The sequence below is a fragment of the Methylobacterium sp. NFXW15 genome, assembly GCF_049887755.1.
Classification (GTDB): Bacteria; Pseudomonadota; Alphaproteobacteria; order Rhizobiales; family Beijerinckiaceae; genus Methylobacterium.
Genome location: NZ_JAGEKG010000003.1, coordinates 47,061 through 72,224 on the forward strand (window position 1 = coordinate 47,061; position 25,164 = coordinate 72,224).

Here is a 25,164-nt window from a genome sequence, read left to right on the forward strand (position 1 = left end):
GACGCCATGCTCCTCGAGAAAAGTCCGCCGGTTTCGGCGGATACGCCCATCGGCATCACACTCACCATCAACGGTCAGCGCCGGGAGCTGAAGGTCGCCCCCTGGACGACTCTCCTCGACCTGCTGCGCGAGCGCCTGGACCTCACCGGTACTAAGAAGGGCTGCGATCATGGCCAGTGCGGCGCCTGCACCGTGCTGGTGGACGGCATCCGCGTGAATGCCTGCCTCACCCTGGCGGTGATGAAGGACGGCGCCGAGATCACCACCGTCGAGGGCTTGGCGAGCCTCGGCGAGCGCAAGGGCAGCAACGCCCTGCACCCGATCCAGGAAGCCTTCATCGAGCACGATGCCTTCCAGTGCGGCTACTGCACGCCGGGACAGCTCTGTTCGGCGGTCGGCATGATGAACGAGGGCCATGCCCAGAGCCGCGACGAGATCCGCGAAGCCATGAGCGGCAACATCTGCCGCTGCGGCGCCTACACCAACATCGTCGACGCCATCGAAGACGTCATGCAGCACGGGGGTGCCCGATGAACCGCTTCGATTACGTCCGTGCGGGTACGGTGGCGGAGGCGGTCGGCGCCTTCGGAGCGGGTGCCCGCTTCATCGCCGGGGGTACCAACCTCATCGATCTGATGAAGTACGAGGTCGAGAAGCCGGGCCGCCTCATCGACATCACCAACCTGCCCCTCAAGGGCATCGAGGAGAAGGAGGGCGGCCTGAGCCTCGGGGCGCTCGCCACCAATGCCACCGTCGCCTACGATTCCCGCGTCGCCGAGCGCTACCCGCTCTTGCGCAACGCGATCCTGGCCGGTGCCTCGGCGCAGCTGCGCAACGCGGCGACGACCGGCGGCAACCTGCTCCAGCGCACCCGCTGCTACTATTTCTACGATGCAGGCACGCCCTGCAATAAGCGCGAGCCCGGCTCGGGCTGTCCGGCGATCGGCGGGGTGAATCGCATTCACGCCATCTTCGGCACCAGCGACACCTGCATCGCGACGCACCCGTCCGACATGTGCGTGGCGCTCGCCGCCCTGGAGGCGACGGTGCAGGTCGATGGGCCGAACGGAGCGCGCGCGATCCCATTCGCCGAATTCCACCGCCTGCCCGGCAACGAGCCGGAGAAGGACACGACGCTCAAGGACGGCGAGATCGTCGTCGCGGTCGATCTGCCGGAGAACGGCTTCGCGAAGAACTACACCTACCTGAAGCTGCGCGACCGGCTGTCCTACGCCTTCGCCCTGGTCTCGGTGGCCGCTGCCCTCGAACTCGAGGGCGACACGATCAAGACCGCGCGACTGGCGCTGGGCGGCGTCGCCCACAAGCCCTGGCGCAACCGTCAGGCCGAGGCCGAACTCGCCGGTAAGCCTGCGACGCGTGAGACCTTCGCGAAGGTCGCCGACCTGATCGTGGCCGAGGCGAAGCCCCAATCCGGCAACGGCTTCAAGGTCGAACTCGCCCGGCGTGCCATCGTGCGCGGCCTCGAACAGGCCGCCGCGGGCACGCCCCAGTCGCTCAGCGACAAGCGCATCCAGTGAGGTCACGGACATGACCATTCAGATCAGCCCCGCCGCCGGCACCGACCGGCATGTCGGCAGCCCCCGCAGCCGCGTCGACGGCCCCGCCAAGGTGACCGGCCTCGCCAAATACGCCGCCGAGTTCTCGGCGCCGGGCCTCACCCACGGCTACGTCGTCACCAGCACCATCGCCCGCGGCCGGATCACCGGCTTCGACAGCAGTGCCGCCGAAGCGGTGCCCGGCGTGATCAAGGTTCTCACCCACGAGAACCGTCCGGACATGTCCGAAGATGCGAAGGCCTACCAGGATGCGGTGGCGCCCCCCGGCGTGCCCTTCCGGCCGCTGCTGGATGCGAATGTCCTGTTCTCCGGCCAGCCGGTGGCGGTGGTCCTGGCGGAGGATTTCGAGACGGCCCGCTACGCCGCCTCGCTGGTGAAGGTCAGCTACAAGGCCGAGGCACCGAAGACCGACATCGATGCCCTCGTCGCCGAGGCCTACGACCCGCCGACCAAGCGCGACGGCATCAAGCCGCCGCCGGATCCGTGGGGCGATGCCGACGGCGCCTTCGACAAGGCACCGATCAAGGTCCGCCAGCAGTACCGGATGGCGAACGAGCACCATAACCCGATGGAGCCGCATGCCACGACCGTCGTGGTCGAGGGCGACGACAGCTACACCGTCTACGACAAGGTCCAGGGCGTGGTGAACACGCAGGGCTACCTGACCGGCGCCTTCGGTCTGAAGCCGGAGCAGGTGCGGGTGCTCAACCCCTATCTCGGCGGCGGCTTCGGCTCGGGCCTGCGCCCGCAATTCCAGGCCTTCCTGGCGATGCTGGCCGCTCGCGACCTGAACCGCTCCGTGCGGATCGTGCTCACCCGCGAGCAGATGTGGAGCTTCACCTACCGGGCCGAGGCGGTGCAGACCGTCTCGCTGGGGGCGGGCCAGGACGGCGCGCTGCAGGCTCTGCGGCACGATGCCGTGCACGGCACCTCGACCTACGAGGATTACCAGGAGAACATCGTCAACTGGGCGGGCACGCTCTACGCCTGCGACAACGTCAAGCTCACCTACAAGCTCGCCAAGCTCGATACGGCCACGCCCGGTGACATGCGCGCCCCCGGCGCCGTCTCCGGCCTGTTCGCCCTGGAAAGCGCGATCGACGAACTGGCCCAGGCGACGGGCAAGGACCCGATCGAGCTGCGGCTGATCAACTACACCGACCGGGAGCCGATCGAGGACAAGCCCTTCGGCTCGAAGGCGCTGAAATCCTGCTTCGAGCAGGGTGCCGCGCGCTTCGGCTGGGCCCAACGCAACCCCGAGCCCCGCTCCATGCGCGACGGACGCGAACTCGTCGGGTGGGGCGTCGCCTCGGGTATCTGGGAGGCCCTGATGATGCCCTCCAAGGTGCGCGCGGTCCTGACGGCCGACGGTAAGCTCGAACTCGGCAACGCCACCGGCGATATCGGCACGGGCACCTACACGATCCTTACCCAGATCGGCGCCGACACGCTCGGCCTGCCGATGGAGGACGTGACCACGAAGCTCGGCGACACCTCCCTCGCCGAGGCCCCCGTCGCGGGCGGTTCGTGGACGGCGGCCTCCTCCGGCACGGCGGCGATGAAGGCCTGCCGCGAGATCGCGTCTCAGGTCTTCGTGCTCGCCCGCCGGATGGACAATTCCCCCCTCGCCAATGCCGATTTCGATCGGGTGGTGTTCACGAACGGGCGCATCGCGCTCGCCGATGACCCGTCCCGCTCGGTCGCCATCATCGATGCGATGAAGGCGGGTGGCCACGACCGGATCGAGGTGACGGGTGAGGCCGGGCCGGATTCGGACTTCGCCAAGGAGTTCGAGTGCTTCACCCACCAAGCGGTGTTCGTGGAGGTGAAAGTCGATGAGGAACTCGGCCAGGTGCGCGTGACGCGCGTGGTCTCGGCCATTGCGGCGGGCAAGATCCTCAACCCCAAGACGGCCCGGAGCCAGATCATCGGCGCCACCGTGATGGGGATCGGCTCGGCGCTGCACGAGGAGTCGATGCTCGATCACACCCTCGGCCGGTGGATGAACCGGAACCTCGGCGAGTACCACGTGCCCGCGAATGCCGACATTCACGATCTCGACGTGATCTTCGTGGACGAGGAGGACAAGGCCAATCCGCTGGGCGTGAAGGGCGTCGGCGAGATCGGCATCGTCGGCACGGCGGCGGCCATCGCCAACGCGGTGCATCACGCCACCGGCAAGCGCGTCCGCGACCTGCCGATCACCATCGAGAAGCTCCTGTAGGGCGGGCTTCTCCCTCGTCATTGCGAGCGAACGCGAAGCAATCCAGGGTCGGCGCTCCGTCGTGAGGCGTTCCGCTGCCCTGGGTTGCTTCACTTGCGTTGGCAACGACGAGGAGGGGGAGAGACCGTGCTGCTACAATCCTGGCGCTTCTGGGCGATCCTCTCGGCGGTCTTCGCGGCGATGACCGCGATCCTGGCGAAGGTCGGGGTCTCCGGTGTCGCGTCCGACGTGGCGACCCTGGTACGCACGATCGTCATCGTGCTCTTCGCCGCCGCGCTCGTCGCGGCGACGGGGCAAGGGGCGGCGCTCGGGCAGATCTCGGGCCGGAGCCTGCTGTTCCTGATCCTGTCCGGCCTCGCCACCGGCGCGTCGTGGCTGTGCTACTTCCGGGCTCTGTCTCTCGGTGATGCGGCCCGCGTTGCCCCCCTCGACAAGCTCAGCGTCGTGCTGGTGGCGATCCTCGGGGCCAGCCTGCTGGGAGAAAGCTTGAGCGTAACGGCCTGGGCGGGTGTCGCGCTGATCGCCGCCGGAGCCGCCCTCGTCGCGTCGGGCTGGTAAGCCTGATCGTAATCTTTTCCGCTCATCGTCGCCTCTTACTGCGGGAGGTGACGATGGAATGGGTCTATCGCGGCTTCGAGACGTCGCTTCTCGGCGTGACGCTCTGCCTCGGTCTCGCGGCGCTGGCGAGCTTCGGCACCGCGCGGGGCTCGGACGCGGCCTTGTCGGTCACGCTGCCGATGCTCAGCGTCACCGCCGCCCGCTGACACCGCGCGTCATCCCTTCGTCAGGTTGCGCCCTCGCGCGCCGGTTGTAGCATTGGGGCTCTGCCATCCTCTGCTATAGGCCGGTCCGGGCGCGTGCTTTCCCTGCACCGCCGTGCGGCCTTCCGGGCGCGGCGGTGGGATTGGGCTTGCATCGGGTTCTGCTTTACGGACGATGCGCGGCAGGCTCGCGGAGGTGGTTTTGGGCGGCGACGATCAGGACGGACGCGAGGGAACGAGCGGAACCGCATCCGCCTGGGAATTCGTGCTGCCCGACGAGGCGGCGACGGAGGATCTCGGCCTGTTCCTGTGCGAGGTCCTGCTCCCGGGGGACCGTGTGCTGCTCACGGGCAGCCTCGGGGACGGCAAGACGACTCTCGCCCGCGCGATCATCCGCGAATTGGCGGGCGACCCGGCCCTGGAAGTCCCGAGCCCGACCTTTACGCTGATCCAGCCCTACACCTCGCGCGACGGGCGCCCGATCGTCCATGCCGACCTCTACCGGCTGCGCGATCCGGATGAACTGGTCGAACTCGGCTTCGAGGAGATGGCCGAGGGGGCGATCACCCTGGTCGAGTGGCCGGAGAAGATGCCGCCGCATGACGGGCCGGTCCTGTCCATTTCCCTGTCGCTGCGGCCGGAATTCGGCGAGGGTTCGCGCTTCGCCCGGATCGAGGGCCTGGGCGGCATGCGCGCCCGCATCGACCGGGCGCGGGCGGTGCGCAAGCTCCTGGCCCGCGCGGGCTGGGACGAGGCCGAGCGCATCCTGATGCAGGGGGACGCCTCGTCCCGCGCCTACGAGCGCCTGCGCAAGCCCGACGGCACCACGGCGGTGCTGATGATCTCCCCGGCGCGGCCCGACGGCCCTGCGGTGCGCGACGGCAAGCCCTACTCGGCCATCGTCCATCTGGCGGAAAGCGTCCACGCCTTCGTGGCCCTGGACCGGGGCCTGCGGGCGCTCGGCTTCTCGGCCCCCAAGGTCTACGGCGAGGATCTGAACGAAGGGCTCCTCATCCTCGAGGATCTCGGCAACGAGCCGGTGGTCGAGAACGGTGCCCCGCGGCCGGAGCGCTACGCGGAGGCCGTGCGCCTGCTCGCCAAGCTCCACGCCACCGACCTGCCTGCCACGCTCCCCGTGGCCGAGGGGATCGACCACGTCCTGCCGCCCTACGACAAGGAGGCGCTGCTGTTCGAGGCGGAACTGCTGCCCGAATGGTATGCCCCGGCCATCCGTGGCGTGACGCTGCCGCAGGAGGCGAGGGACGAATTCGTCGCCCTGTGGCGCGAGGCCCTGGACGGCGCGATTCCCGAGCGCCCGACCTGGACGCTGCGCGACTACCATTCGCCCAACCTGATCTGGCTACCGAACCGCGAGGGGTTGGAGCGGGTCGGCGTCATCGACTTTCAGGACGCGGTGATGGGCCATCCGGCCTACGATGTCGCCTCCCTGCTGCAGGACGCCCGCGTCGATGCCAGCGCCGATTTCGAATTGCGGCTGCTCGGCCTCTATGTCCGCGAGCGCCGCGCCCGCGATGCGAATTTCGACATGAGCGCCTTCGCCACCGCCTACGCCCTGCTGGCGGCGCAGCGGGCGACGAAGATCCTCGGCATTTTCGCGCGCCTCGACCGGCGTGACGGCAAGCCCGCCTATCTTGCCCACCTCCCGCGGATCGAGGGCTATCTCGCCCGCAATCTTGCCCACCCGGCGCTGGCGGCTGTGCGGGACTGGCACCTGCGGCACCTGCCCGGCACCGTCGCCGACAGCCCCGAAGCCTGACCCCGCGCGACGGCCAGGACGTGTATCCATGAGCGACGCCTCCGAAACCCCCATCACCCGCGCCTTCGTCCTCGCTGCGGGGCTCGGCACCCGCATGCGGCCGGTGACGGACACCCTGCCCAAGCCCCTGGTGAAGGTGGCGGGCAAATCGCTCCTCGACCACGCCCTCGACCGGGCCGCCGAGGCCGGGCTGACGGACGCGGTGGTCAACGTCCACTGGCTCGCGGAGCAGATCGAGGCACATGTCGCCGCGCGGAGCGGTCCGCCCCGCATCACCGTCTCGGACGAGCGTGAGGCCCTGCTCGAGACCGGCGGCGGCATCCGCAAGGCGCTGCCGCTGATGGGTGACGCGCCCTTCGTGGTGCTGAACTCCGATTCCTTCTGGCTCGAAGGCCCGGCTCCGAACCTCTCGCGGCTCGTCGCCGCCTGGGACGGGGCACGGATGGACGCGCTCCTCCTCGTCGCCCCCACCACCACGAGCCTCGGCTACGAGGGCGCGGGCGACTTCGCGATGGATACGGACGGGCGCCTGGAACGGCGGGGCGAGCGCAAGGTCGCGCCGTTCATCTATGCGGGCGTGGCAGTCCTGAAGCCCGCTCTCTTCGCCGACACGCCGGAGGGGGCCTTCTCCCTCAACCTGCTGTTCGACAGGGCCATCGCCGCGCAACGCCTCTACGGCATGCGCCTCGACGGGCAGTGGCTCCATGTCGGGACACCGGAGGCGATCCGCGCCGCCGAGGAACGGGTGCAGGCGAGCGTCCGCATCCCCTGATTGCCATGAGGGCCGTCGAGGCCCAACCCATTGCCATGAGGGCCTTCGAGGCCCACCCCATTGCCATGAGGGCCTTCGAGGCCCGCCCCATTGCCATGAAGGGCCTTCGAGAGGCCCGCCCCGCGACGGAGATCGCATCGTGCAGGACACCCAAGGGTCTGACAAAGGTCGCGTTGCCCTCGTGACGGGCGCGGCGCGGGGCATCGGCCTCGCCACGACGGAGCTCCTTTTGCAGGAAGGCTGGAAGGTCGCCCTGCTCGACATCGAGGGGGGCAACCTTGAGGCCACGATGGGCCGTCTCGGTGCGCCCGAGGCGACGCTCGCCATCGTGGCGGACGTGTCCGATCCGGCCCAGGTGAAGGCCGCCGTGCAGCAGGTGAAAGAGCGGTTCGGCCGCCTCGACGCGCTCGTGAACAATGCGGGCATCGCCATCTTCAAGCCGCTGCTCGAAACCACCTTCGAGGAGTGGTCGAAGGTGCTGGCGGTGAATCTGTCCGGCCCGTTCCTCTGCACCCAGGCGGCCGCGCCCCTGATGGAGGCGGGCGGCGGCGGGGCGATCGTGAACATCACCTCGATCTCGGGCCTGCGCGCCTCGACGCTCCGCGTCGCCTACGGGACCAGCAAGGCCGGGCTCGCCCAGCTCACCAAGCAGCAGGCCATCGAACTCGCCCAGTATGGCATCCGCGTGAACGCCGTCGCCCCCGGCCCGGTGGATACCGCCATGGCCAAGGCGGTGCACAGCCCGGAAATCCGCGCCGCCTATCACGACGCCGTGCCGCTCGCCCGCTACGGTCTAGAGAGCGAGCTGGCGCAGGCCATCGTGTTCCTGTGCTCGTCCCGCGCCTCCTACGTCACCGGGCAGGTGCTGGCCGTGGATGGCGGCTTCGAGGCAACCGGCATCGGCCTGCCGGCCCTGCGCGGCCACAACGGCTGATCCCGCCCAATACAAATTTGCGCAATTTTTTACAGTAACGCGGGCGGGACAACTTTACGGCAAGGTCTTGCCGTTATTGCGCGTGACTGAGGCGACGGCGACCGCGAGAGACGCGGGCGTCCTCCCCCCCCAGGAATCCCGCCCCGTGAACTATACCGTCACCGCCCGCTGCGCCGTCGGCCGCCGCGACCATCGCCATGCCTCGCTGCTCGCGGCGCTGGATCAGGCGATGAGCCTGTCCGCCGCGGGCCTGTCGGAGGTGGCGATCATCGACGGCGACGGGCACTCCGTGACGCCGGGCGCCCTCTACCGGACCCTGTTCGGCCCCCGCCCTGCCGCGCAGCCGGCGGCGAAGGCGGCCTGACCGGCCGGTCTCAGCCGACGCTGCGCAGGTAGACCGGCCGCTTCGTGGCCTCGACGGCCATGTCGCGGATGAAGCTGGCGATGCGCGGCGCGATGATCGACCGGTAGCGCGAGCCGTTGAACACGCCGTAATGGCCGACGCCCGGCTGGAGGTGATACGCCTTGCGCGCTTCCGGCAGGTTCGGCGTCATGTCGAGGGCGGCCTTGGTCTGGCCGACGCCGGAGATGTCGTCGTTTTCGCCCTCCACCGCGAGGATGGCGCAACGGCGGATCGCCGCCGTATCCACCTTCACGCCGTGACAGGTCATCTCGCCCTTCGGCAGCGCGTGATTCACGAACACCGTCTGCACGGTCTGAAGGTAATACTCGGCGGTCAGGTCCATCACCGCGAGGTACTCGTCGTAGAACTCGCGGTGCTTCTCGGCCGAATCGCCGTCGCCCTTCACCAGATGCTCGAACATGTCGGTATGGGCGGTGACGTGGCGGTCGAGGTTCATCGCCATGAAGCCCGACAATTGCAGGAAGCCCGGATAGACCCGCCGGAAGGCGCCAGGATAGATCGGCGGCACGAGGCTGATCGTGTTCTGCTCGAACCAATCCTGCCCGCGCTCCTGGGCGAGGCAATTCACGGCGGTGGGTGAGCGGCGGGTGTCGATCGGACCGCCTATCAGCGTCATGGACACCGGGACGTGCGGCTCGCCCTCGGCCTCCATGAGCGCCACGGCGGCCATCACCGGCACGGCGGGCTGGCACACGGCCATGACGTGGAGGTCGGGGCCGAGTTCGGCGAAGATGTCGCGCAGGTAGTCGATGTAGGTGTCGAGGTCGAAAGGGCCGGCCAGCAGCGGCACCATCCGCGCATCGGTCCAGTCCGTGATGAAGACCCGGTGATTCGGCAGCATCGCCTCGACGGTGCCACGCAGCAGCGTCGCGTAATGGCCCGACATCGGCGCGACGATGAGCAGCTTCGGCTGCGGCTCGGCGGGCGGAGTGTCGAAGGCGCGGTCGAAGGCGACGAGACGGCAGAACGGCCGCTCCGAGACGACGCGCTCGGTGACGGGGACGCGGCGCCCTTCCACCACGGTCTCGGTGAAGCCGAAAGCGGGTTTGCCGTAGCGCCGGGTCACACGCTCGAACATCTCGCAGCCCGCCGCGATGGAGCGGGCATAGGGCGAGTAGGACAACGGGTTGGCTGGGCTCTGGACGCTGTGGCGGGTGAGGTCGGCGGCGAGGCGCGCCGGAGCCATCATCATCCGCGCGCCTTCGAACAATCCGTAGGCCAGCAACATGGTCGTCTCCTTCGCGGCGGGGCGCGGCCCATCCGGAACGCGGCAACTTCACGGTCAGGATGATGGTTCCGTCTGAACGGGGCCGTAACGGCGCGGCCGCTCGTCCCACGCGCCCACCGGGCGGCGAAGCCTATCATAGGCGCTTGTGGAGCATACCGATTCCCGTTCTCGTACCAGGGCCTTAAGTTCCAGGGATGCATACGATTCAGGAGCGACTGGCCGGACTCGACGGAAGGGCGCGGCAGCTACGCCTCGACACGTTCGTCAGGTTGCGCTGGCTCGCCATCACCGGACAGAGCGCGGCGGTCGTCGGGGCGCAATTCGGATTGGGACTCAACCTGCCCTTCGGCTGGTGCTTCCTCGTCATCGCGGCCTCGTCCTGGCTGAACCTCGCCCTGCGCATCCGCTTTCCGGCAAGCTACCGGCTGAACGCCGACTCGGCCGCTCTGCTGCTGGCCTTCGATATCGTGCAGCTGGCCGCCCTGCTGTTCCTGACGGGCGGGTTGCAGAACCCGTTCTCGCTCCTGTTTCTCGCCCCCGTGCTGATCTCGGCGACAGCGTTGCCGCCGGAGCGCACGTTGGCCTTGGGCCTCCTCGCCATCGGCCTCGCGACCCTGCTCGCCCTGGTCCACCGGCCTCTGCCGTGGTTCGCGGACGGGCGGATCGAATTGCCGTTCCTCTACGTCTCGGGGGTCTGGACGGCGATCCTCCTCGGCACGGCCTTCACCGGCGTCTATGCGTGGCGCGTCGCGGAGGAGGCGCGCCAGCTCGCCCAGGCGCTGGCCGCCACCGAACTCGTCCTGTCGCGCGAGCAGCACCTGTCGCAGCTCGATGGGCTCGCGGCGGCGGCGGCGCATGAACTGGGCACGCCGCTCGGCACGATCATGGTCGTGTCGAAGGAGCTGATCCGCCAACTCGGGCCCAACGCCTCTCCCGCGGTGGCGGACGATCTGGCCCTGCTCCGCGAGCAGGTGGATCGCTGCCGCAGCATCCTCGGCAAGCTCACCTCGCTGGACGGAGAGGGGGAGGGCGACTTCCTCACCACCGTGACGTTCAGCCATCTCATCGAGGAGCTGGTGGCGCCGCAGCGGGCGCTCGGTGTCGTCATCGACGCCTCCTGCCAGGGGGATGGGCCGGAGCCCTCCTGCCGCCGCAACCCCGGCGTGATGTTCGGCCTCGGCAACATCCTCGACAACGCGGTCGACTTCGCCACGACGCGGGTCTCCATCCAGGGCCACTGGAACCAGGAACGGGTCTGGATCGAGATCCGCGACGACGGGCCGGGCTTCTCGCCCGAGGTTCTGCTGCGGGCGGGCGAGCCCTACGTGACGACCCGCAGCGTCGGACAATCGCCGCCGGACGGCGGCGAGACGGTGGGTCTCGGCCTCGGCCTGTTCATCGCCAAGACGCTGATCGAGCGGTCGGGCGCGCAGATCGGTCTGTCGAACGCGGCGGGCGCCCATACCCGCGGGGCCATCGTCCGCGTTTCCTGGGCGCGACATATTTTCGAACGAGGTGCCGCACCCCGGCTTTCACCGGACATAAGCGGTTCCACGCCCCTGCCGTCGCGAGACATCGTGCCTATATAGTGGTCTGAACGAAGACATCTTCGAAAGGATTTTCCCGATGCTCACGCAGTCCGGGACCAACTCGGCCGCCGAGGCCGCAATCCTCAGCGAGACTGATCCGCTGGCTGCCTTCACCGATCGTAGCCTGTTGATCGTCGATGACGACAAGCCCTTCTCCACCCGTCTGGCACGGGCCATGGAGAGCCGCGGCTATCATGTGCAGGTGGCCGAGAGCGTTGCCGAGGGCGTATCGGCGGTGGAAGCCCACGCCCCCGCCTTCGCCGTGATCGACATGCGCCTCGGCGACGGCAACGGCCTCGACGTGATCGCCCGCCTCAAGGAGCGCCGTCCGGAGGCGCGTGGGGTGATCCTCACGGGTTACGGCAACATCGCCACGGCGGTGACGGCGGTGAAGCTCGGCGCGTTCGACTACCTCGCCAAGCCCGCCGACGCGGACGAGATCCACGGCACGCTCATGGCCCAGCCGGGCGAGCGGGCGGACCCGCCGGAGAACCCGATGTCCGCCGACCGGGTACGCTGGGAGCACATCCAGCGGGTCTACGAGCTGTGCGGCCGCAACGTCAGCGAGACGGCACGTCGGCTCAACATGCACCGCCGGACGCTCCAGCGGATCCTGGCCAAGCGCGCGCCGCGCTGAGCGGCTGACGGGCGGCGCTGCTTGCGCCGCCCGCCCGCCCTGGGGTAGCAGGGCGCTCACGAGCCCGGTCGTCGGGCAGGAAGGGCGTGAGCAGTGAACGCACGCAATGCGGTCACCATCCTGAGCATGATGGTTCTGGTCGGCACGGAGGTGTTCGCCGTGGCGATCGCCGCCGGTTGGGCGCTCGCGGGCCTGTTCGATCTGGGCGACCGCGTCGGTCATGTCCTGATGGGCGTGTTCAGCCTGTTCGCCGCCTGGATCATGCTCCAACTCTGGCGCCGCGCCACGAGCATCGAACCCATCACCGCCCGCAGCGGCACAGCCGTATCCAAGCGAACCTGACCAAGCGGACGGTCTTGCCGCGTCGGATCGTTCGACAAGCCCTCTGGCCTGATCTAAGGATCCGCGTCACAGAGTCGATGTCGCCGACGCGGCGGGCGACCGGCAACCGGTGAGTTGAACAGCGATGAAAGCCCGTATCACCGTCACCCTGAAGACCGGCGTGCTGGATCCCCAGGGCAAGGCGATCGAGGCGGCTCTGAAGTCCCTCGGCATCCCCGGGATTGAGGGCGTCCGCCAGGGCAAGGTCTTCGACCTCGAAGTGTCCGCTGCCGATCAGGCCACGGCCCAGGAGACGCTGAAGGCGGCCTGCGAGAAGCTGCTCGCCAACACCGTCGTCGAGAACTACGCCATCGAGATCGCCTGATGCACGCCGCCATCGTCGTCTTCCCGGGTTCGAACCGCGAGGCGGATGTCGCGCGGGCGTTGCGTCTATCGGGAGCGAAGGTCTCGATGGTCTGGCACGCCGACACGGCGCTTCCCCAAGGGACGGATCTCGCCGTGCTGCCCGGCGGCTTCTCCTATGGCGATTACCTGCGCTGTGGCGCCATCGCGGGCCGCGCGGCGGCCATGGATGCGGTGCGCGCCCATGCGGCCAGGGGTGGTCTCGTTCTGGGCATCTGCAACGGTTTTCAGATCCTGTGCGAATCGGGCCTCCTGCCCGGCGCGCTGATGCGCAACGCCGATCGCCGCTTCATCTGCCACCGGCAGACCCTGCGGGTCGAGCGCACCGATACCCGTTTCGCCCGCGCCTACACGCAGGGGCAGGTGATCGACGTCTGCGTCGCCCATGGCGAGGGCAATTACTTCGCCGACCCCGACACCATCGCCCGTCTTGAGGGCGATGGCCGGGTGGCGTTCCGCTACTGCGACGAGGCGGGCAACATCACCGTCGCGGCCAACCGCAACGGCTCATTGAACAGCATCGCCGGGATCTACTCGGAGAAGGCCAACGTCCTCGGGATGATGCCCCACCCGGAGAATTTCGTCGAAGGCCTGATCGGCGGCACGGACGGGCGCGGCCTGTTCGAGAGCCTGGCGGCCTGAGGCCATCTCGCCGTCGTTGCGAGCGCAGCGAAGCAATCCAGGGATCCGCCACATTTGGAAGGGTTCCGCTGTTGTGGATTGCTTCTCTGCGCGGGCAACGACGGATTTGTACTGTTTTGACGCTCGGCAGGCCGCCGCGCCGTACTTTACTTAACAGCCCATTAAGGTTTCTGCTTCATAAAGGAGGCATCCAGGTTTCTGGATGTCGAGTGCGACTCAGGTTTCGTCCACTCTGTTTGATGCCTCCCTGATGACTCGCTCAGCCGCCCCTCGGGGCGGCTTTTTTCGTCGCCCGAGGGGAGGGGAGCGCCGCCTCACTCGGCGGCGCTCGCATGGAGGCGGGGTGCGGACGTCGCCTGCTCGGCGGCGCGCTCACCCTCCAACACCGCCTTCCGGCGGAAGAGGCGCATCACCACGACGAAGAAGACCGGTACGAAGAACACCGCGAGCACGGTGGCCGTGATCATGCCTCCCATCACGCCCGTGCCGATGGCCTGCTGGCTCTTCGAGGCGGCGCCGGTCGCGATGGCGAGCGGAACCACGCCGAAGATGAAGGCGAGCGACGTCATCACGATGGGCCGGAAGCGCAAGGTCGCCGCGTCGATGGCGGCCTTCGCCACGGAGGTGCCGGGCTTCCACAGGTCGCGGGCGAATTCCACGATCAGGATCGCGTTCTTGGCCGAGAGGCCGATGATCGTGATGAGTCCGATCTTGAAATACACGTCGTTCGGCATGCCCCGCAGCATCACTGCCGCCACGGATCCGATCACCCCCAGCGGGATGACGAGCAGCACCGAGACGGGGATCGCCCAGCTTTCGTAGAGCGCGGCGAGCAACAGGAAGACGATCAGCACCGAGAGAGCGAGCAGCAGCGTCGCTTGGCTGCCCGCCAGCTTCTCCTGCTCGGACTGACCGGTCCAGGCATAGCCGAAGCCCTTGGGCAGTTGCAGCATCAGCTGCTCCATCTCGGCGATGGCGTCGCCGGTGGTGAAGCCGGCGCGCGGCTCGCCGGTGAAGCGCACCGACTGGTAGCCGTTGAAGCCGACGATCTGACTCGGACCCATCCCCCATTTCAGCTCGGCGAAGGAAGACATGGGCACCATCGTGCCGGTACTGTTCTTCACCGCGTAGTTGAGGATGTCCGACGCGTTCAGGCGCTGCAATTGCTCGGCCTGGACGTAGACGCGCTGCATCTTGCCCCGGTTCGGGAAGTCGTTGGTATAGACCGAACCGAGGTTCACCTGGATGACGTCGTTGATGTCCTCGAACTTAACGCCGAGCGCCGCCGCCTTCTCACGGTCGATGACCAGCTCTGCCTGAGGCGTCGCGGGCAGGCCCTCGATCTTCACGTTCTTCAGGATGGGGCTGCGACGGGCGATCGACAGCAATTGCGCCTGCGCGGCCGTGAGCGCCGCGTAACCCCGCTGCGCCCGGTCCTGCAGGCGGAAGGAGAAGCCCGACGCGTTGCCGAGGTTGTCGACCGGCGGCGGCTCCTGGGCGTCGATCACCGCGTCGCGGTAATTGCCCAGGGCGTCGTTGGTCCCCTTCACCAGCGCGGCGGCGGAATTGGCCGCGTCGCGCTCGCTCCAGGGCTTCAGGGTCACGAAGGCCTGGCTGGTGTTCGGCCCCTGGCCCGAGAAGGAGAAGCCGTTGAGGATCGTCACCGTGGCGACCCCGGGTTGGGCGAGGAGATGCTCCTCGACCTTGCGCACGGCCGTCATGGTCCGGTTGAACGAGGCGCCGGGAGGCGTCTGCACGTCCACGGTGAAGAAGCCCTGGTCCTCCACCGGCAGGAAGCCCTCCGGCAGCTGCACGAAGGCGTAGGCCGTGCCTGCCACCAGCGCGACATAGACCAGCATCACCCGGCCGGCCTTGGCGATGAACCACGCCGTGCCCCGTCCGTAGCGGGCGGTCTCCCGGTCCACGAACCGGTTGAACATGCCGAACACGCCGCCCTTGGCGTGGCCGTGACCCTTCTCGATGGGCTTGAGGAAGGTGGCGCACAGCGCCGGGGTCAGCGACAGCGCCAGCAGGGCGGAGAAGGCGATGGATGTAACCATCGCGATGGAGAACTGCCGGTAGATGATGCCGACCGAGCCGGGGAAGAACGCCATCGGCACGAACACGGCCATCAGCACCAGGGTGATGCCGATGATCGCCCCGGTGATCTGGTCCATGGCCTTGCGGGTGGCTTCCTTCGGCGGCAGGCCCTCCTCGTTCATGATGCGCTCGACGTTCTCGACCACGACGATGGCGTCGTCGACGAGAATGCCGATGGCCAGCACCATGCCGAACATGGTGAGCACGTTCACGGAGAAGCCCGTGAGCCACATCACCGTCACCGTGCCCGCCAGGGCGATCGGCACGACGATGGTCGGGATGAGCGTGTAGCGGATGTTCTGCAGGAACAGGAACATCACGAGAAAGACGAGGATCACCGCCTCGACCAGGGTGTGCATCACCTTTTCGATGGAGGCCTTCACGGCCGGGGTGATGTCGTAGGGGATGTCCCACTTCAGCCCCGGCGGGAAGAACTGCGACAGCTCCACCATCTTGGCGCGGATCGCCTTGGCGGTTTCCAGGGCGTTGCCGTCGGGTGCCAGCGTCACCGAGATGCCCGCCGCCTGCCCGCCATTGAGGCGGGTCGAGAACTGGTAGGCGTCGCCGCCGAGTTCGATGCGGGCGACGTCGCGCAGGCGCACGTTCGAACCGTCCGGGTTCGCTCGCAGGACGATGGCCCCGAAATCCTCCACCGTGGAGAGCTGGCCCTTCACGACGATCGGCGCGGTGAGCGCGTTGGCCGAGGGGCTCGGCTGCGCGCCGACCGCGCCGGAAGCGATCTGGATGTTCTGGTTGCGGATGGCGTCGCTGACGTCGCCGGGGGTGAGCGACAGGCCACGCAGCTTGTCGGGATCCACCCAGACCCGGAGGGAGCGCTCCGTCGAGTAGAGCGTCGCGCGGCCGACGCCGGGGATGCGGCGGATCTCGTTGATGACGTTGCGGATCAGGAAGTCGCCGAGGCCCACCTCGTCCATCCCTCCGTCGGTCGAGACGAGGGTGATGATGTTGAGCGTCGCGGCCGAGGCTTCCTCCACGAGGATGCCGTTCTGCCGGACCTCGATCGGCAGACGCGCTTCCACGCGCTTGAGCCGGTTCTGCACCTCCACCGAGGCGAGAGACGGGTCGGTGCCCGGTCGGAAGGTGGCGGTGATGTTCACGGAACCGAACGAGTCGGTGGTCGACTCGAAGCTCATGATGTTGGCCGCGCCATTCAGCTCATCCTCGATGAGCCGGGTCGTGCCGGTATAGAGGCTCTCCACCGAGGCGCCGGGGAAGGCGGTCGAGAGGGCGATGGAGGGTGGCGCGATCACCGGATACTGCGCCACGGGCAGGTTCGGGATCGCCAGCGCGCCGCCCAGGATGATGAACAGCGCGACGACCCAGGCGAAGACCGGGCGGTCGATGAAGAAGCGTGCCATGGGGCGCCTCCGTCAGCGACGCTGCGCGGCGGCTTGCGCGCGCTGCTGCGTGTCGGCCTTCTCGGACGCCTCGTCCGCGTCGGTCTGCGGCGCGGCCTCGGCATGAGGCGGGGTCTGATCGATGGGCTTCACCGTCATCCCGACGGTGACCTTCTGGAACCCGTCCACGATGACCCGCTCGCCCGCCTTAAGGCCGTTGCGGATCAACCAATCGCCGCCGACCACCGGGCCGACCTCTACCGGCTGGCGCATGACGGTCTGATCGTCGCGGATCACCCATACCTCGGCGCGGCCGTCGTCGGTGCGCTGGATCGCCTGCTGCGGCACGGCGATGGCGTCCGAATCGATGCCCTGCTTGATGCGGGCGCGGACATACATACCGGGGAACAATTCGTCGTGCGGGTTCGGGAACTGGACGCGCAGCGTCACCTGGCCCGTGCTCGGATCGGCGGTCACCTCGGAGAAGAGCAGGCGGCCCGCCAGCGGATAGAGGCTGCCGTCATCCATGATCAGGTGGACGTTGGCGGCGTTGTCCTCCAGGCGCGCGAGCTCGCCGCTCGCGAGGTCCCGGCGCAGGCGGTTCAGTTCGCCTACCGACTGGGTGATGTCGACATAGATCGGATCGAGCTGCTGGATCGTTGCGAGCGCCCCCGTCGAGCCCGGCTCGATGAGCGTGCCCTCGGTGAGGAGCGCCCGGCCGATCCGTCCGGTGATTGGCGCGCGCACATCCGTCCACGACAGGTTGAGCTGCGCCCGATCGCGGGTCGCCTTGGCGCCCGCGACTTCCGCCTCGGCCTGCTTCCGCGCGGCGAAGGCGGCATCGTACTGGGCTTGGCTCGCCGTGGCCCGAGCCAGGAGTTGCTCCAGCCGGTCCGCCTGCTGGCGCGCCAGCACGAGCGCCGCCTCCTGACGGGCGAGGGCCGCCTCGGCGCTGGCGAGCTCGACCACGTACGGGGCCGGATCGATCTTGTAGAGGATGTCCCCTTCCTTGACCTGGCTGCCCTGCTCGAACAGCCGCTTGATCACGAGGCCGGAGACGCGGGAGCGCACTTCCGCGATGCGCATGGGGGCGACGCGCCCCGGAAGGTCGCGGACATAGGGGATCGCCTGGGCGTGGACGGTGACGAACCCGACCTCCGGCACGGGTGGCGTCGGCGCGGCGGCCTCGCGTTTGTTGCAGGCAGCCAGCGACAGGCCGAGGGCGGCGACCGGCAGGAGCGCGAGGGCGCGGGACGAAAGACGGGACAGGCGGATCACGGGTTGCGACGCTCCTGACTGGCGTCCGCGGCGCGGACGGAAGTCGTGTGGGCAGACCTAGGCGGCTCAAGGCAACGCCACCGGTTCGGCCAGGCTTCGGGGCATCGTGCCTCCGGGGCGTGGCCAAATTCCGGTGCGTGCGGGACGTCAGGCTGTGCGGGGAGGACGCAAGGGGGAGGCAGAGGGCGCCGAGGTAGGCAGCACCATGCGCGCCTCGCGGAAGGGGGCCGGCACGGAGCCCGGAACCGGCACGGTTTGCACGGTCGGCATGGGCAAGGCCGGGTCGGGAGCGATCTCGCCATCGGCGGCCGCGATGGCGGTGCCGTTCCAATCGGCCCGGACCAGCCTCGGCGCCTCGACCGGGGCGGTATGCGGGGCCATGACCGTCAGGGAGGGGCGGAACGCCGCGCCGGGTGAGCGCATTTCTGGAGAGGTGGGCCAGAGCGCCAGGACGAAGAGGGCGACGAATCCGAGCGCCATCAAACCGAACACCACAAGGCCTTGCCCCGCGACGACGGCCGCGAGCCGCCGATCGGTCTGAGAGGCCATAGGGTCCGCGGGAAGGCGGGCCGAAAGGGCGGGCAGGCTGATCACGTTTCTGAGATAAGCACGGCCGGTCGCGGATGCAATCGCGACAGGTGACGCATGTCTGTGGCGCAAAACCCACACCGCACTGCAAACGCCGCGCGTGACGCACGCGCGGCCTCATCCCTGCCGCGATGGCGATGCCCGGTCCGATTGAGGGCCCAAGGGTCCGCCTATCGATGGATGCAAGGATACGCATGTCGGGACGCATCGCGACGCTGGCGATCGCCGGATTGATGCTCGGGGCCGTTCCGGCCCGAGCCGATTTCTTCGACCGGGGGCCGATCGCCGACTTCCTCAACGGATTCCGCACACAGGCCATTCCGCGTGAGACGGTGGCTTGGACGGGCAAGGAGAAGCCCGGCACCGTGGTGGTCTCCACCCGCCAGCGGCGACTCTATTATGTGCTCGGCGGCGGCGCAGCGGTTCGCTACGGCGTCGGCGTCGGCCGCGAGGGCTTCTCGTGGTCGGGGGTGAAGACCGTCAGCATGAAGAAGGAATGGCCGGATTGGCGCCCGCCGCAGCAGATGCTGGCCCGCCGCCCCGACCTGCCCCGCTACATGGCCGGCGGGCAGGACAACCCGCTCGGCGCCCGTGCCATGTATCTCGGCTCGTCGCTCTACCGCATCCACGGCTCGAACGAGCCGGAGACGATGGGCGCGGCCGTCTCGTCGGGCTGCATCCGCATGACCAACAAGGACGTGGTCGATCTCTATGACCGCGTGAAGGTCGGCACCAAGGTCGTCGTCAGGGACTGACAACAGGGGGATCCCAAAGGACCAGATCCTTTGGGATCCCTGTTTTCTACTTCGGGACGAAGGCCCAGTAGTCGAGATCGAGGATCACCGCCGGGTCGTAGCCGTCGTTGAACTTGTCGGGGAAGTTGGCGCAGGGCTGGTTCTTCGTGGCCACCGTGCGCAGGCGCAGCAGGCCGACATCGTCTCGGCCCACATCGGCGGTCTCGACTACCTCGCTCCAGGCATAGACCGTGTCGCCCGCGAACAGCGGCCCGACATGCCGCCCGGCATTGATGCCCGCGATGGCGAAGGCGTTGCCCAGCCCGTTGTAGCTGAGCGCGCGAGCCAGCGAGATGACGTGCCCGCCATAGATCAGGCGGCGGCCGAACCGGGTGTCCTTCGCGGCAAGCCCGTCGAAATGCACCTTGGCCGTGTTCTGGAACAGGCGCGTGGCGATCTGGTGCTCGGCCTCCTCGACGGTCATGCCGTCGACGTGGTCGATGCGCTCGCCCGCCTGATAGTCGCCGAAGCGGTGCGGGCTGCCCGCGAGCGCGACGTCGTAGGCCGAGGGGTTCAGCGGGGGCAGGGCACCCGCCAGGTCCTTCGGATCGACCGCCTTGGCCAGCGTCGGGACGTGTTCCTCGGCGATGACGGCCTCCGGGTCGCGCTTACGCACGAGCACCCAGCGGCAATAGCTCAGCACGGTCTCGCCATGCTCGTCCGAGCCGACCGAGCGCACATAGACGACGCCCGTCTGCCGGTTGGAGCTTTCCTTGAGGCCGATGACCTCGGAGACGGTGGAGAGCGTCTCACCGGGATAGACCGGCCGCCGGAACCCGCCTTCGGCATAGCCGAGATTGGCGAGGGCGTTCAGCGACACGTCGGGCACGGTCTTGCCGAACACGACGTGGAAGGTGAGCAGATCGTCGAGCGGGCTCTTCGGATAGCCCAGCGCGCGGGCGAAGGCATCCGACGACTGCACGGCGAAGCGCGGTCCGTAGAGGCCCGTGTAGAGGGCCACGTCGCCGGTGGTCACCGTGCGCGGCGTGGCATGGCGGATCGTCTCGCCGAGACGGAAATCCTCGAAGAAGCGGCCGGGATTGGTCTTCACGGAAAGCCGCTCCTTACCGGGTGTAGACGTAGGTGGCCGGGACGGCGAACTCATGCAGCAGGCGGCTGATGAACAGCAGCAGCAGGATGAGGATGATGGGCGAGATGTCGACGCCGCCGAGGTTGGGCAGGAGGTTGCGGATCGGCCTCAGGGCGGGTTCGGTGATCCGGTAAAGGACCTCGCCGATCTGCGCGACCACGGGATTGCGCACGTTCACCACGTTGAAGGCCACCAGCCAACTCAGGACCGCGCTCGCGATGAGCACGTAGATGAAAAGCTGGACGACGGTATCGAAGAGCCAGATCAGGGCGTTCATGCGGGCCGCGCGATGTCCTCGAAGAGCAGGTTCCGCGCGCCGTCGCCGCAGAAAGCGAGACGGACATGCGAGACGGGAATTGACAGGCCGAGGCCGCCGCGCCTAGAAGGTCGGCGCCTCGACGGGGCTGTAGCTCAGATGGGAGAGCGCCGCAATCGCACTGCGGAGGTCAGGGGTTCGAATCCCCTCAGCTCCACCAAGGTTTTTCGCGCTAATCGCGCGATCCTGGTGGTCGTCGATGTTCCCGACAGGTCAATGAGTTAGGGCGAGTTTCTCGCGCCGGACGCGTCTCTTGGGCGCCTCCAGGGGCGGATCGTCTTTGGCCAATGGTCCGAACCCGCCGCTGTGGCTCTTCGACCTCATGCAGTCCATCGCTCGGATCGCAGGGGAGGGCGCCGCCATCGGGCGGGAGGCGGAGCTCGCATCCTGGATCGCCCTCGCGGTCTGGTCGAGCGATGAGGGGCTGTGTGGGGTCAACCCGTGGCGGCGGTACTGAGGAACCGTGCTGATCGGGATGAAGGCTCGCCTGCTCCCGCGCCCGGGCGAGCCGATCGAGGGCCCGCGCGGTGTCGCGGGCGAGGTCGGCGAGGGCCTGCAAACGATAGGCGATGACCCGCCCACGCTGCGCGGGCGGGAGGCTAAGCGGCGCGGCTCTGCCGAAGAGCTGGCGGCTGCGTCGTTCCGGCGACGACACACGCTCCATCCGCACCGGCAGTCCAGTCGAATGTGCGAGAGGGCCGGGACGGTGCCGATCTTCGTGCTGTTGTCCACTGCCAACGGAAACTCTCGACGCGAACAGCCGATGCAAGTTCGTCGGAAGCCTCTGATCCAGGGCGAGCTACCGCGAGGCTATACTTTGGACGGAGCAGCTTCCTCCCACTCGCGATCCTGCTTCGCGAGCATGGCGGCACGACGGGCCGCGGTTGTCTCCATCTCAGACGCCGCCATGTCTTCAGTGATCTGAGCAGAGAGAGAAGGGGTTGACCTGCCCCCTCCAAGGAAACCGGTGAGCGTCGTGACGATGCGATCCACGTCGCTGGATGTTACGGCTCCTGTGTCGAGGAGTTCGAGGCTTGAATGGCCGGCCACATCCGCGCAGGACCATCCCGTCCAGCCAAGCGTGGCGATTTGGTCGGCGGTCAGAGGTAGACGCTCGACTGGCAAATCCCGCAGTCGTCCGAGCCTCCGCTCTCTGGTGGCTCCATCGGTGTGCACCTCGCGTGCACCTGGCAGCCAACGTGCGACCTCTGTCAGGATGAAAGTTCGAACGAGTTCGACGCGGACTGGTCCGAATTTTCTGATGCTGGCGATCGCCGCCGGTGACGTCTGGGCCAGATAGCCGAGATCGCGATATCCAGCCTTCCGCAGACGGGCTCGCAGCGAGACCGTGAGGAAACCACGGCCAAATCCCGAGGCCGAGAGACACTGGAGCGTGCTGGGAGGCAGGCCCTCGAAGAACGGGAGCCGCGCGCAGACCTCGTCAAAGAGGCTGTGAGATCCGATTATGCGATATGATCGGCCGGGCATCGCCACCGCCGTTAGAGCGATTTGCGGCTTCCATCAACGGCTCGACATCGCTTGCGTCCAAGGCGTCCGCTTGCCCGCCATCTGACCGTCCTATGTGAGCTGGGTGCCCGTAAGCGGAATGACCGGTTCACATGGGCCATCCACTCGGAAGAGCCGATGGTCTCCTACCGACCCGCTGCGGTCGCCTAGAACACCGTTGGCGTTTCCCGGAAGCAGCCATTCATTGGCAGTCCAGCAAATCCGGCATTGATCGGATGCTGGGCAATGACAACCTCAGTCAGATGGCTGACCGGCTGCGAAGCATGCTCCGCGCAGCCATGAAGCCTGAGACGAGAGAACCGAGAAACGCCACAACGCTTATCGCTATCAAGGGTGTCGTATTGCGCTCTCCGACGACAACCGCCTCGCTACAGGAGTCTGCCCGCGGAATGAGGCGGACGACAGCGCCGATACGTGCCCTTTCATCCGCACGGTCCAGCCCAACCTCATCTCTACACGCGATGCGTCGGTCATTCTCAAGCCTTGTGAACGAGACCTCTGCAGCGAAACCCCGCTTGGTCGGCCTAATCGACATCACGGTAGCCTCTATCGCCGGCAAAGTGCGCATCATGATCTCTTCACGGTATGATCGAATGGCAATTCCACCGAATAGAAGGCCGCAAAAGCAGAACATAACGGCGCTGTAAGCGAGGAACGAGTGGTCTTTTTCTTGGCTTTCTGGAACCATTCGCTGCCCAATTTTGGCTGAAGTAGCTAGTGCGCTTCAGACGCTCAAAGCTATGATAGTCATGCATTCCTTCTAAATCGGAAGTCGGCGTGACGAAAACCTCCGTTTCTAGACACTGCCTTTCCCAAAGCAGATGGGGTGGATGGCTCCCGCTCCGACTGACGGCATCTCGGTGCCAAGATGTGGTCGCTGTCGAAGCAGCAGCCACGCTCATGCAGGAGCCATCCCCACGACGGATCAGATCTACTGAGCCGACTTGCTCGGGTCGTCGGCGGGGTTGATGTAATTCAACTCGAAGGGCCCAGAGCCATTCACCTGAAGCTCTACCGGCTGCTCGGTGGTCCAGAGCGAATGCGGCATATCCTTGGGCAGGAACACGAAACCGCCCGTGCGCAACTCCTTGCCTTTCGCCCTGTCGATGGTCGTGCCGTGCTCATGATAGATCGAGCCCGAAAGGATCGTCAGCGTCTCGGCTTCGGAATGGGTATGGGGCGCGATCACCGTGTTGGCGGGAAACTTCACCCGCAGGACAAAGGGGCCCGGCTTGCTCGGATCACCCGAGACCATGCTGATTTGCGTGCCCTTCGGTAGGTTCGGCGGTCCCGGTTGATAGATCGCACTCGCGGCATCCGGCAGGGTCACCGCGCCGTGCGTTCCATGGTCCTGCGCGAGGCCTGCGCCCGTGCTGGCGATCAAGACCGCGAGACCGGTGGCGATGGTCCGAAGGCGTTTAGTCATGGATCGTTCCCCCGTCCGCGACAGACTCGATGACCAGCTAGCGCACAATCGAGTTTTAGCCACTCAGGCGGTGTCGGGGCCATCGACTCGCTCTCTCCCGCCACGCCCCCTCCAGGCGTTCGGCCGAGTTCCGAGAGCGATCCCACCGCTGCCCGGGCCCAGCGCGGTGCCCTGAAGCGACATTTTGACGTTGCAGTTGCTGTAAAGATCAGGATCGGGTGCGACGGCGATGTCTGCTTCTTCGCTTATCCGCTCGAAAGCAGTCAGGCAGAAATCCACCCTGAGCGGTCCTCCTGCTTGCGATCCTTCGTTGCCGGTCCAAGGTGTCGAACGTCTTCCCAGAAGCGGCCATCGAACGCTGGGGAGCTTCCCTCCTCACTGCGCGCAATCGGCGATTCCAGGGAAAGGCGGTCAGCGGAATCGACCGCATCAGAACGCCCATCAGCCGGGTGAAGCAGCGGAGCCCGCAAGCAGCCCGCCGTCGATATTCACTTCCGTCCCGGTGACATAGGTCGCTTCGTCCGAAGCGAGCATTGCCGCAATGGCCGCGACTTCTTCAGGCAATCCAAAACGCTTCAACGGCGTGTCCGCGACAAGCGCCTGCATTCTGGCATCCCGATCCGGACCGTCGCCCAGCATCGATTCCCAGATCGGAGTCAGGATCGCGGCCGGGTGAATCGAGTTGCAGCGTATCCGCCAACCCCGCTGCGCGCAGTAGAGCGCGACCGTCTTGCTGTGATTACGGATTGCAGCCTTGGACGAAGCATAGGCCGCAGCGCCCGGGATGCCGACCAGTCCCGACCGCGATGATATGTTGATGATCGAGCCCGTTCCCGCACCCTTCATTGCGCCGATCGCGTAGCGACAGCCGAGGAACGTGCCGTCGAGATTGACCCGGTGGACCTCGCGCCAATCCGCAAGGCTAGCGTGTTCTGGATCATGGTGCACCAGGCCCGCCTCGAAGCCGGTGACGCCGGCATTGTTGACGACCACGTCCGCCACCGGGACGACACTGGTCAACCGAGACCAGTCGGCTTCCTCGCGTACGTCGAGCCGTTCGAACCGACAACCGATCTTGGCGGCGGTTGCCGATCCTGTCGCTTCGTCGATGTCGGTGACGATGACGGAAGCACCTTCGTCATGAAAACGAGCCGCAATGGCACGGCCAATGCCTCGCGCTGCGCCCGTGACGACGCAGGTCTTGTTCTTCAATTTTTGCATGATGTTCTCGAAAACAGAGCCCAGTCGGCGGATTGCTCCGCTGGCGTGTGCCTTCCCGCTTAGCGGTGACGCTGGATCATTTCGAAAACCCCCAAGAACGCGATGACGCTACGCCATCGATCCCGTAGCTGCAATGTCCGATCAACCACCGTTCGCA

The 25,164-nt window shown here is 67.3% G+C and carries 24 protein-coding genes and 1 tRNA gene; 17 read left to right on the forward strand and 8 right to left on the reverse strand.

The window, feature by feature from the left end; all coding sequences use genetic code 11:
• Positions 1–6 precede the first annotated feature (6 nt).
• The 9 genes from J4O73_RS07530 to J4O73_RS07570 all read left to right on the forward strand — a co-directional run bounded on the left by J4O73_RS07530 (position 7) and on the right by J4O73_RS07570 (position 8,409).
• Positions 7–534, forward strand: coding sequence for a (2Fe-2S)-binding protein (locus J4O73_RS07530; protein ID WP_426216088.1), 528 nt, complete (start codon positions 7–9; stop codon positions 532–534).
• Positions 531–1,538, forward strand: coding sequence for an FAD binding domain-containing protein (locus J4O73_RS07535; RefSeq protein WP_426216090.1), 1,008 nt, complete (start codon positions 531–533; stop codon positions 1,536–1,538). The genes J4O73_RS07530 and J4O73_RS07535 overlap by 4 nt, the downstream gene beginning before the upstream one ends.
• A gap of 10 nt (positions 1,539–1,548) precedes the next feature.
• Positions 1,549–3,801 (forward strand): xanthine dehydrogenase family protein molybdopterin-binding subunit, encoded by a 2,253-nt coding sequence (locus J4O73_RS07540; protein WP_426216092.1) that lies wholly within the window; start codon positions 1,549–1,551, stop codon positions 3,799–3,801.
• A 129-nt stretch (positions 3,802–3,930) separates the two neighbouring features.
• On the forward strand, positions 3,931–4,359 hold the full coding sequence (locus tag J4O73_RS07545; protein ID WP_426216851.1) for an EamA family transporter: 429 nt from the start codon (positions 3,931–3,933) through the stop codon (positions 4,357–4,359).
• A 53-nt stretch (positions 4,360–4,412) separates the two neighbouring features.
• Positions 4,413–4,565: a hypothetical protein gene (locus tag J4O73_RS07550; protein WP_426216094.1), complete on the forward strand. Its 153-nt coding sequence runs from the start codon at positions 4,413–4,415 to the stop codon at positions 4,563–4,565.
• Between the two features lie 199 nt (positions 4,566–4,764).
• Positions 4,765–6,339 (forward strand): tRNA (adenosine(37)-N6)-threonylcarbamoyltransferase complex ATPase subunit type 1 TsaE, encoded by a 1,575-nt coding sequence (gene tsaE / locus J4O73_RS07555; RefSeq protein ID WP_426216096.1) that lies wholly within the window; start codon positions 4,765–4,767, stop codon positions 6,337–6,339.
• A 28-nt stretch (positions 6,340–6,367) separates the two neighbouring features.
• Positions 6,368–7,111 carry a nucleotidyltransferase family protein gene (locus J4O73_RS07560; protein WP_426216098.1) on the forward strand — a complete coding sequence of 248 codons (744 nt, stop codon included), beginning with the start codon at positions 6,368–6,370 and terminating at the stop codon, positions 7,109–7,111.
• A gap of 139 nt (positions 7,112–7,250) precedes the next feature.
• Positions 7,251–8,045, forward strand: a complete 795-nt coding sequence (locus J4O73_RS07565; RefSeq protein WP_426216100.1) for an SDR family NAD(P)-dependent oxidoreductase — start codon at positions 7,251–7,253, stop codon at positions 8,043–8,045.
• 145 nt (positions 8,046–8,190) lie between these two features.
• Positions 8,191–8,409 (forward strand): hypothetical protein, encoded by a 219-nt coding sequence (locus J4O73_RS07570; protein ID WP_426216102.1) that lies wholly within the window; start codon positions 8,191–8,193, stop codon positions 8,407–8,409.
• A gap of 10 nt (positions 8,410–8,419) precedes the next feature.
• Here J4O73_RS07570 and J4O73_RS07575 read toward each other — a convergent pair whose 3' ends face one another.
• The gene (locus J4O73_RS07575) at positions 8,420–9,697 is read right to left on the reverse strand and encodes a polyhydroxyalkanoate depolymerase (protein WP_426216103.1); all 1,278 of its coding nucleotides are present in this window, start codon (positions 9,695–9,697) and stop codon (positions 8,420–8,422) included.
• A 194-nt stretch (positions 9,698–9,891) separates the two neighbouring features.
• On the opposite strand from J4O73_RS07575, the gene J4O73_RS07580 reads away from it, so the two are divergent.
• From J4O73_RS07580 to purQ, 5 genes are all read left to right on the forward strand, one after another.
• Positions 9,892–11,286 carry an ActS/PrrB/RegB family redox-sensitive histidine kinase gene (locus J4O73_RS07580; protein ID WP_426216105.1) on the forward strand — a complete coding sequence of 465 codons (1,395 nt, stop codon included), beginning with the start codon at positions 9,892–9,894 and terminating at the stop codon, positions 11,284–11,286.
• A 37-nt stretch (positions 11,287–11,323) separates the two neighbouring features.
• Positions 11,324–11,923 carry an ActR/PrrA/RegA family redox response regulator transcription factor gene (locus J4O73_RS07585; protein WP_378967862.1) on the forward strand — a complete coding sequence of 200 codons (600 nt, stop codon included), beginning with the start codon at positions 11,324–11,326 and terminating at the stop codon, positions 11,921–11,923.
• A 93-nt stretch (positions 11,924–12,016) separates the two neighbouring features.
• Positions 12,017–12,265 carry a hypothetical protein gene (locus tag J4O73_RS07590; RefSeq protein ID WP_426216107.1) on the forward strand — a complete coding sequence of 83 codons (249 nt, stop codon included), beginning with the start codon at positions 12,017–12,019 and terminating at the stop codon, positions 12,263–12,265.
• Positions 12,266–12,389: 124 nt separating this feature from the next.
• Positions 12,390–12,629 carry a phosphoribosylformylglycinamidine synthase subunit PurS gene (gene purS, locus J4O73_RS07595; RefSeq protein WP_426216109.1) on the forward strand — a complete coding sequence of 80 codons (240 nt, stop codon included), beginning with the start codon at positions 12,390–12,392 and terminating at the stop codon, positions 12,627–12,629.
• Positions 12,629–13,309 (forward strand): phosphoribosylformylglycinamidine synthase subunit PurQ, encoded by a 681-nt coding sequence (gene purQ / locus J4O73_RS07600; protein ID WP_426216111.1) that lies wholly within the window; start codon positions 12,629–12,631, stop codon positions 13,307–13,309. The genes purS and purQ overlap by 1 nt, the downstream gene beginning before the upstream one ends.
• Positions 13,310–13,623: 314 nt before the next feature.
• Here purQ and J4O73_RS07605 read toward each other — a convergent pair whose 3' ends face one another.
• From J4O73_RS07605 to J4O73_RS07615, 3 genes are all read right to left on the reverse strand, one after another.
• Positions 13,624–16,788, reverse strand: coding sequence for a multidrug efflux RND transporter permease subunit (locus J4O73_RS07605; RefSeq protein WP_426216113.1), 3,165 nt, complete (start codon positions 16,786–16,788; stop codon positions 13,624–13,626).
• A 12-nt stretch (positions 16,789–16,800) separates the two neighbouring features.
• Positions 16,801–18,042, reverse strand: coding sequence for an efflux RND transporter periplasmic adaptor subunit (locus tag J4O73_RS07610; protein ID WP_426216852.1), 1,242 nt, complete (start codon positions 18,040–18,042; stop codon positions 16,801–16,803).
• A gap of 150 nt (positions 18,043–18,192) precedes the next feature.
• Positions 18,193–18,594, reverse strand: coding sequence for a hypothetical protein (locus tag J4O73_RS07615; RefSeq protein ID WP_426216115.1), 402 nt, complete (start codon positions 18,592–18,594; stop codon positions 18,193–18,195).
• Positions 18,595–18,827: 233 nt separating this feature from the next.
• Here J4O73_RS07615 and J4O73_RS07620 point away from each other — a divergent pair, with 233 nt between their 5' ends.
• Complete coding sequence (locus tag J4O73_RS07620; RefSeq protein ID WP_426216117.1) at positions 18,828–19,388, forward strand: L,D-transpeptidase; 561 nt, start codon at positions 18,828–18,830, stop codon at positions 19,386–19,388.
• Between the two features lie 46 nt (positions 19,389–19,434).
• Here the strand turns inward: J4O73_RS07620 and J4O73_RS07625 are convergent, their stop codons facing one another.
• On the reverse strand, positions 19,435–20,478 hold the full coding sequence (locus J4O73_RS07625; RefSeq protein WP_426216118.1) for a MaoC family dehydratase: 1,044 nt from the start codon (positions 20,476–20,478) through the stop codon (positions 19,435–19,437).
• Positions 20,479–20,491: 13 nt separating this feature from the next.
• Positions 20,492–20,794 carry a YggT family protein gene (locus J4O73_RS07630; RefSeq protein WP_378967848.1) on the reverse strand — a complete coding sequence of 101 codons (303 nt, stop codon included), beginning with the start codon at positions 20,792–20,794 and terminating at the stop codon, positions 20,492–20,494.
• A gap of 123 nt (positions 20,795–20,917) precedes the next feature.
• Between J4O73_RS07630 and J4O73_RS07635 the strand changes: the two genes are divergently transcribed.
• Positions 20,918–20,993 (forward strand) — tRNA-Ala (locus tag J4O73_RS07635).
• Between the two features lie 120 nt (positions 20,994–21,113).
• Entirely contained in the window at positions 21,114–21,290 is a 177-nt protein-coding gene (locus J4O73_RS07640) for a hypothetical protein (protein WP_426216120.1), read from the forward strand.
• A 2,001-nt stretch (positions 21,291–23,291) separates the two neighbouring features.
• Here the strand turns inward: J4O73_RS07640 and J4O73_RS07645 are convergent.
• Entirely contained in the window at positions 23,292–23,786 is a 495-nt protein-coding gene (locus J4O73_RS07645; protein ID WP_426216121.1) for a cupin domain-containing protein, read from the reverse strand.
• A 441-nt stretch (positions 23,787–24,227) separates the two neighbouring features.
• Positions 24,228–25,007 (reverse strand): SDR family oxidoreductase, encoded by a 780-nt coding sequence (locus J4O73_RS07650; RefSeq protein ID WP_426216123.1) that lies wholly within the window; start codon positions 25,005–25,007, stop codon positions 24,228–24,230.
• Between the last annotated feature and the right edge of the window lie 157 nt (positions 25,008–25,164).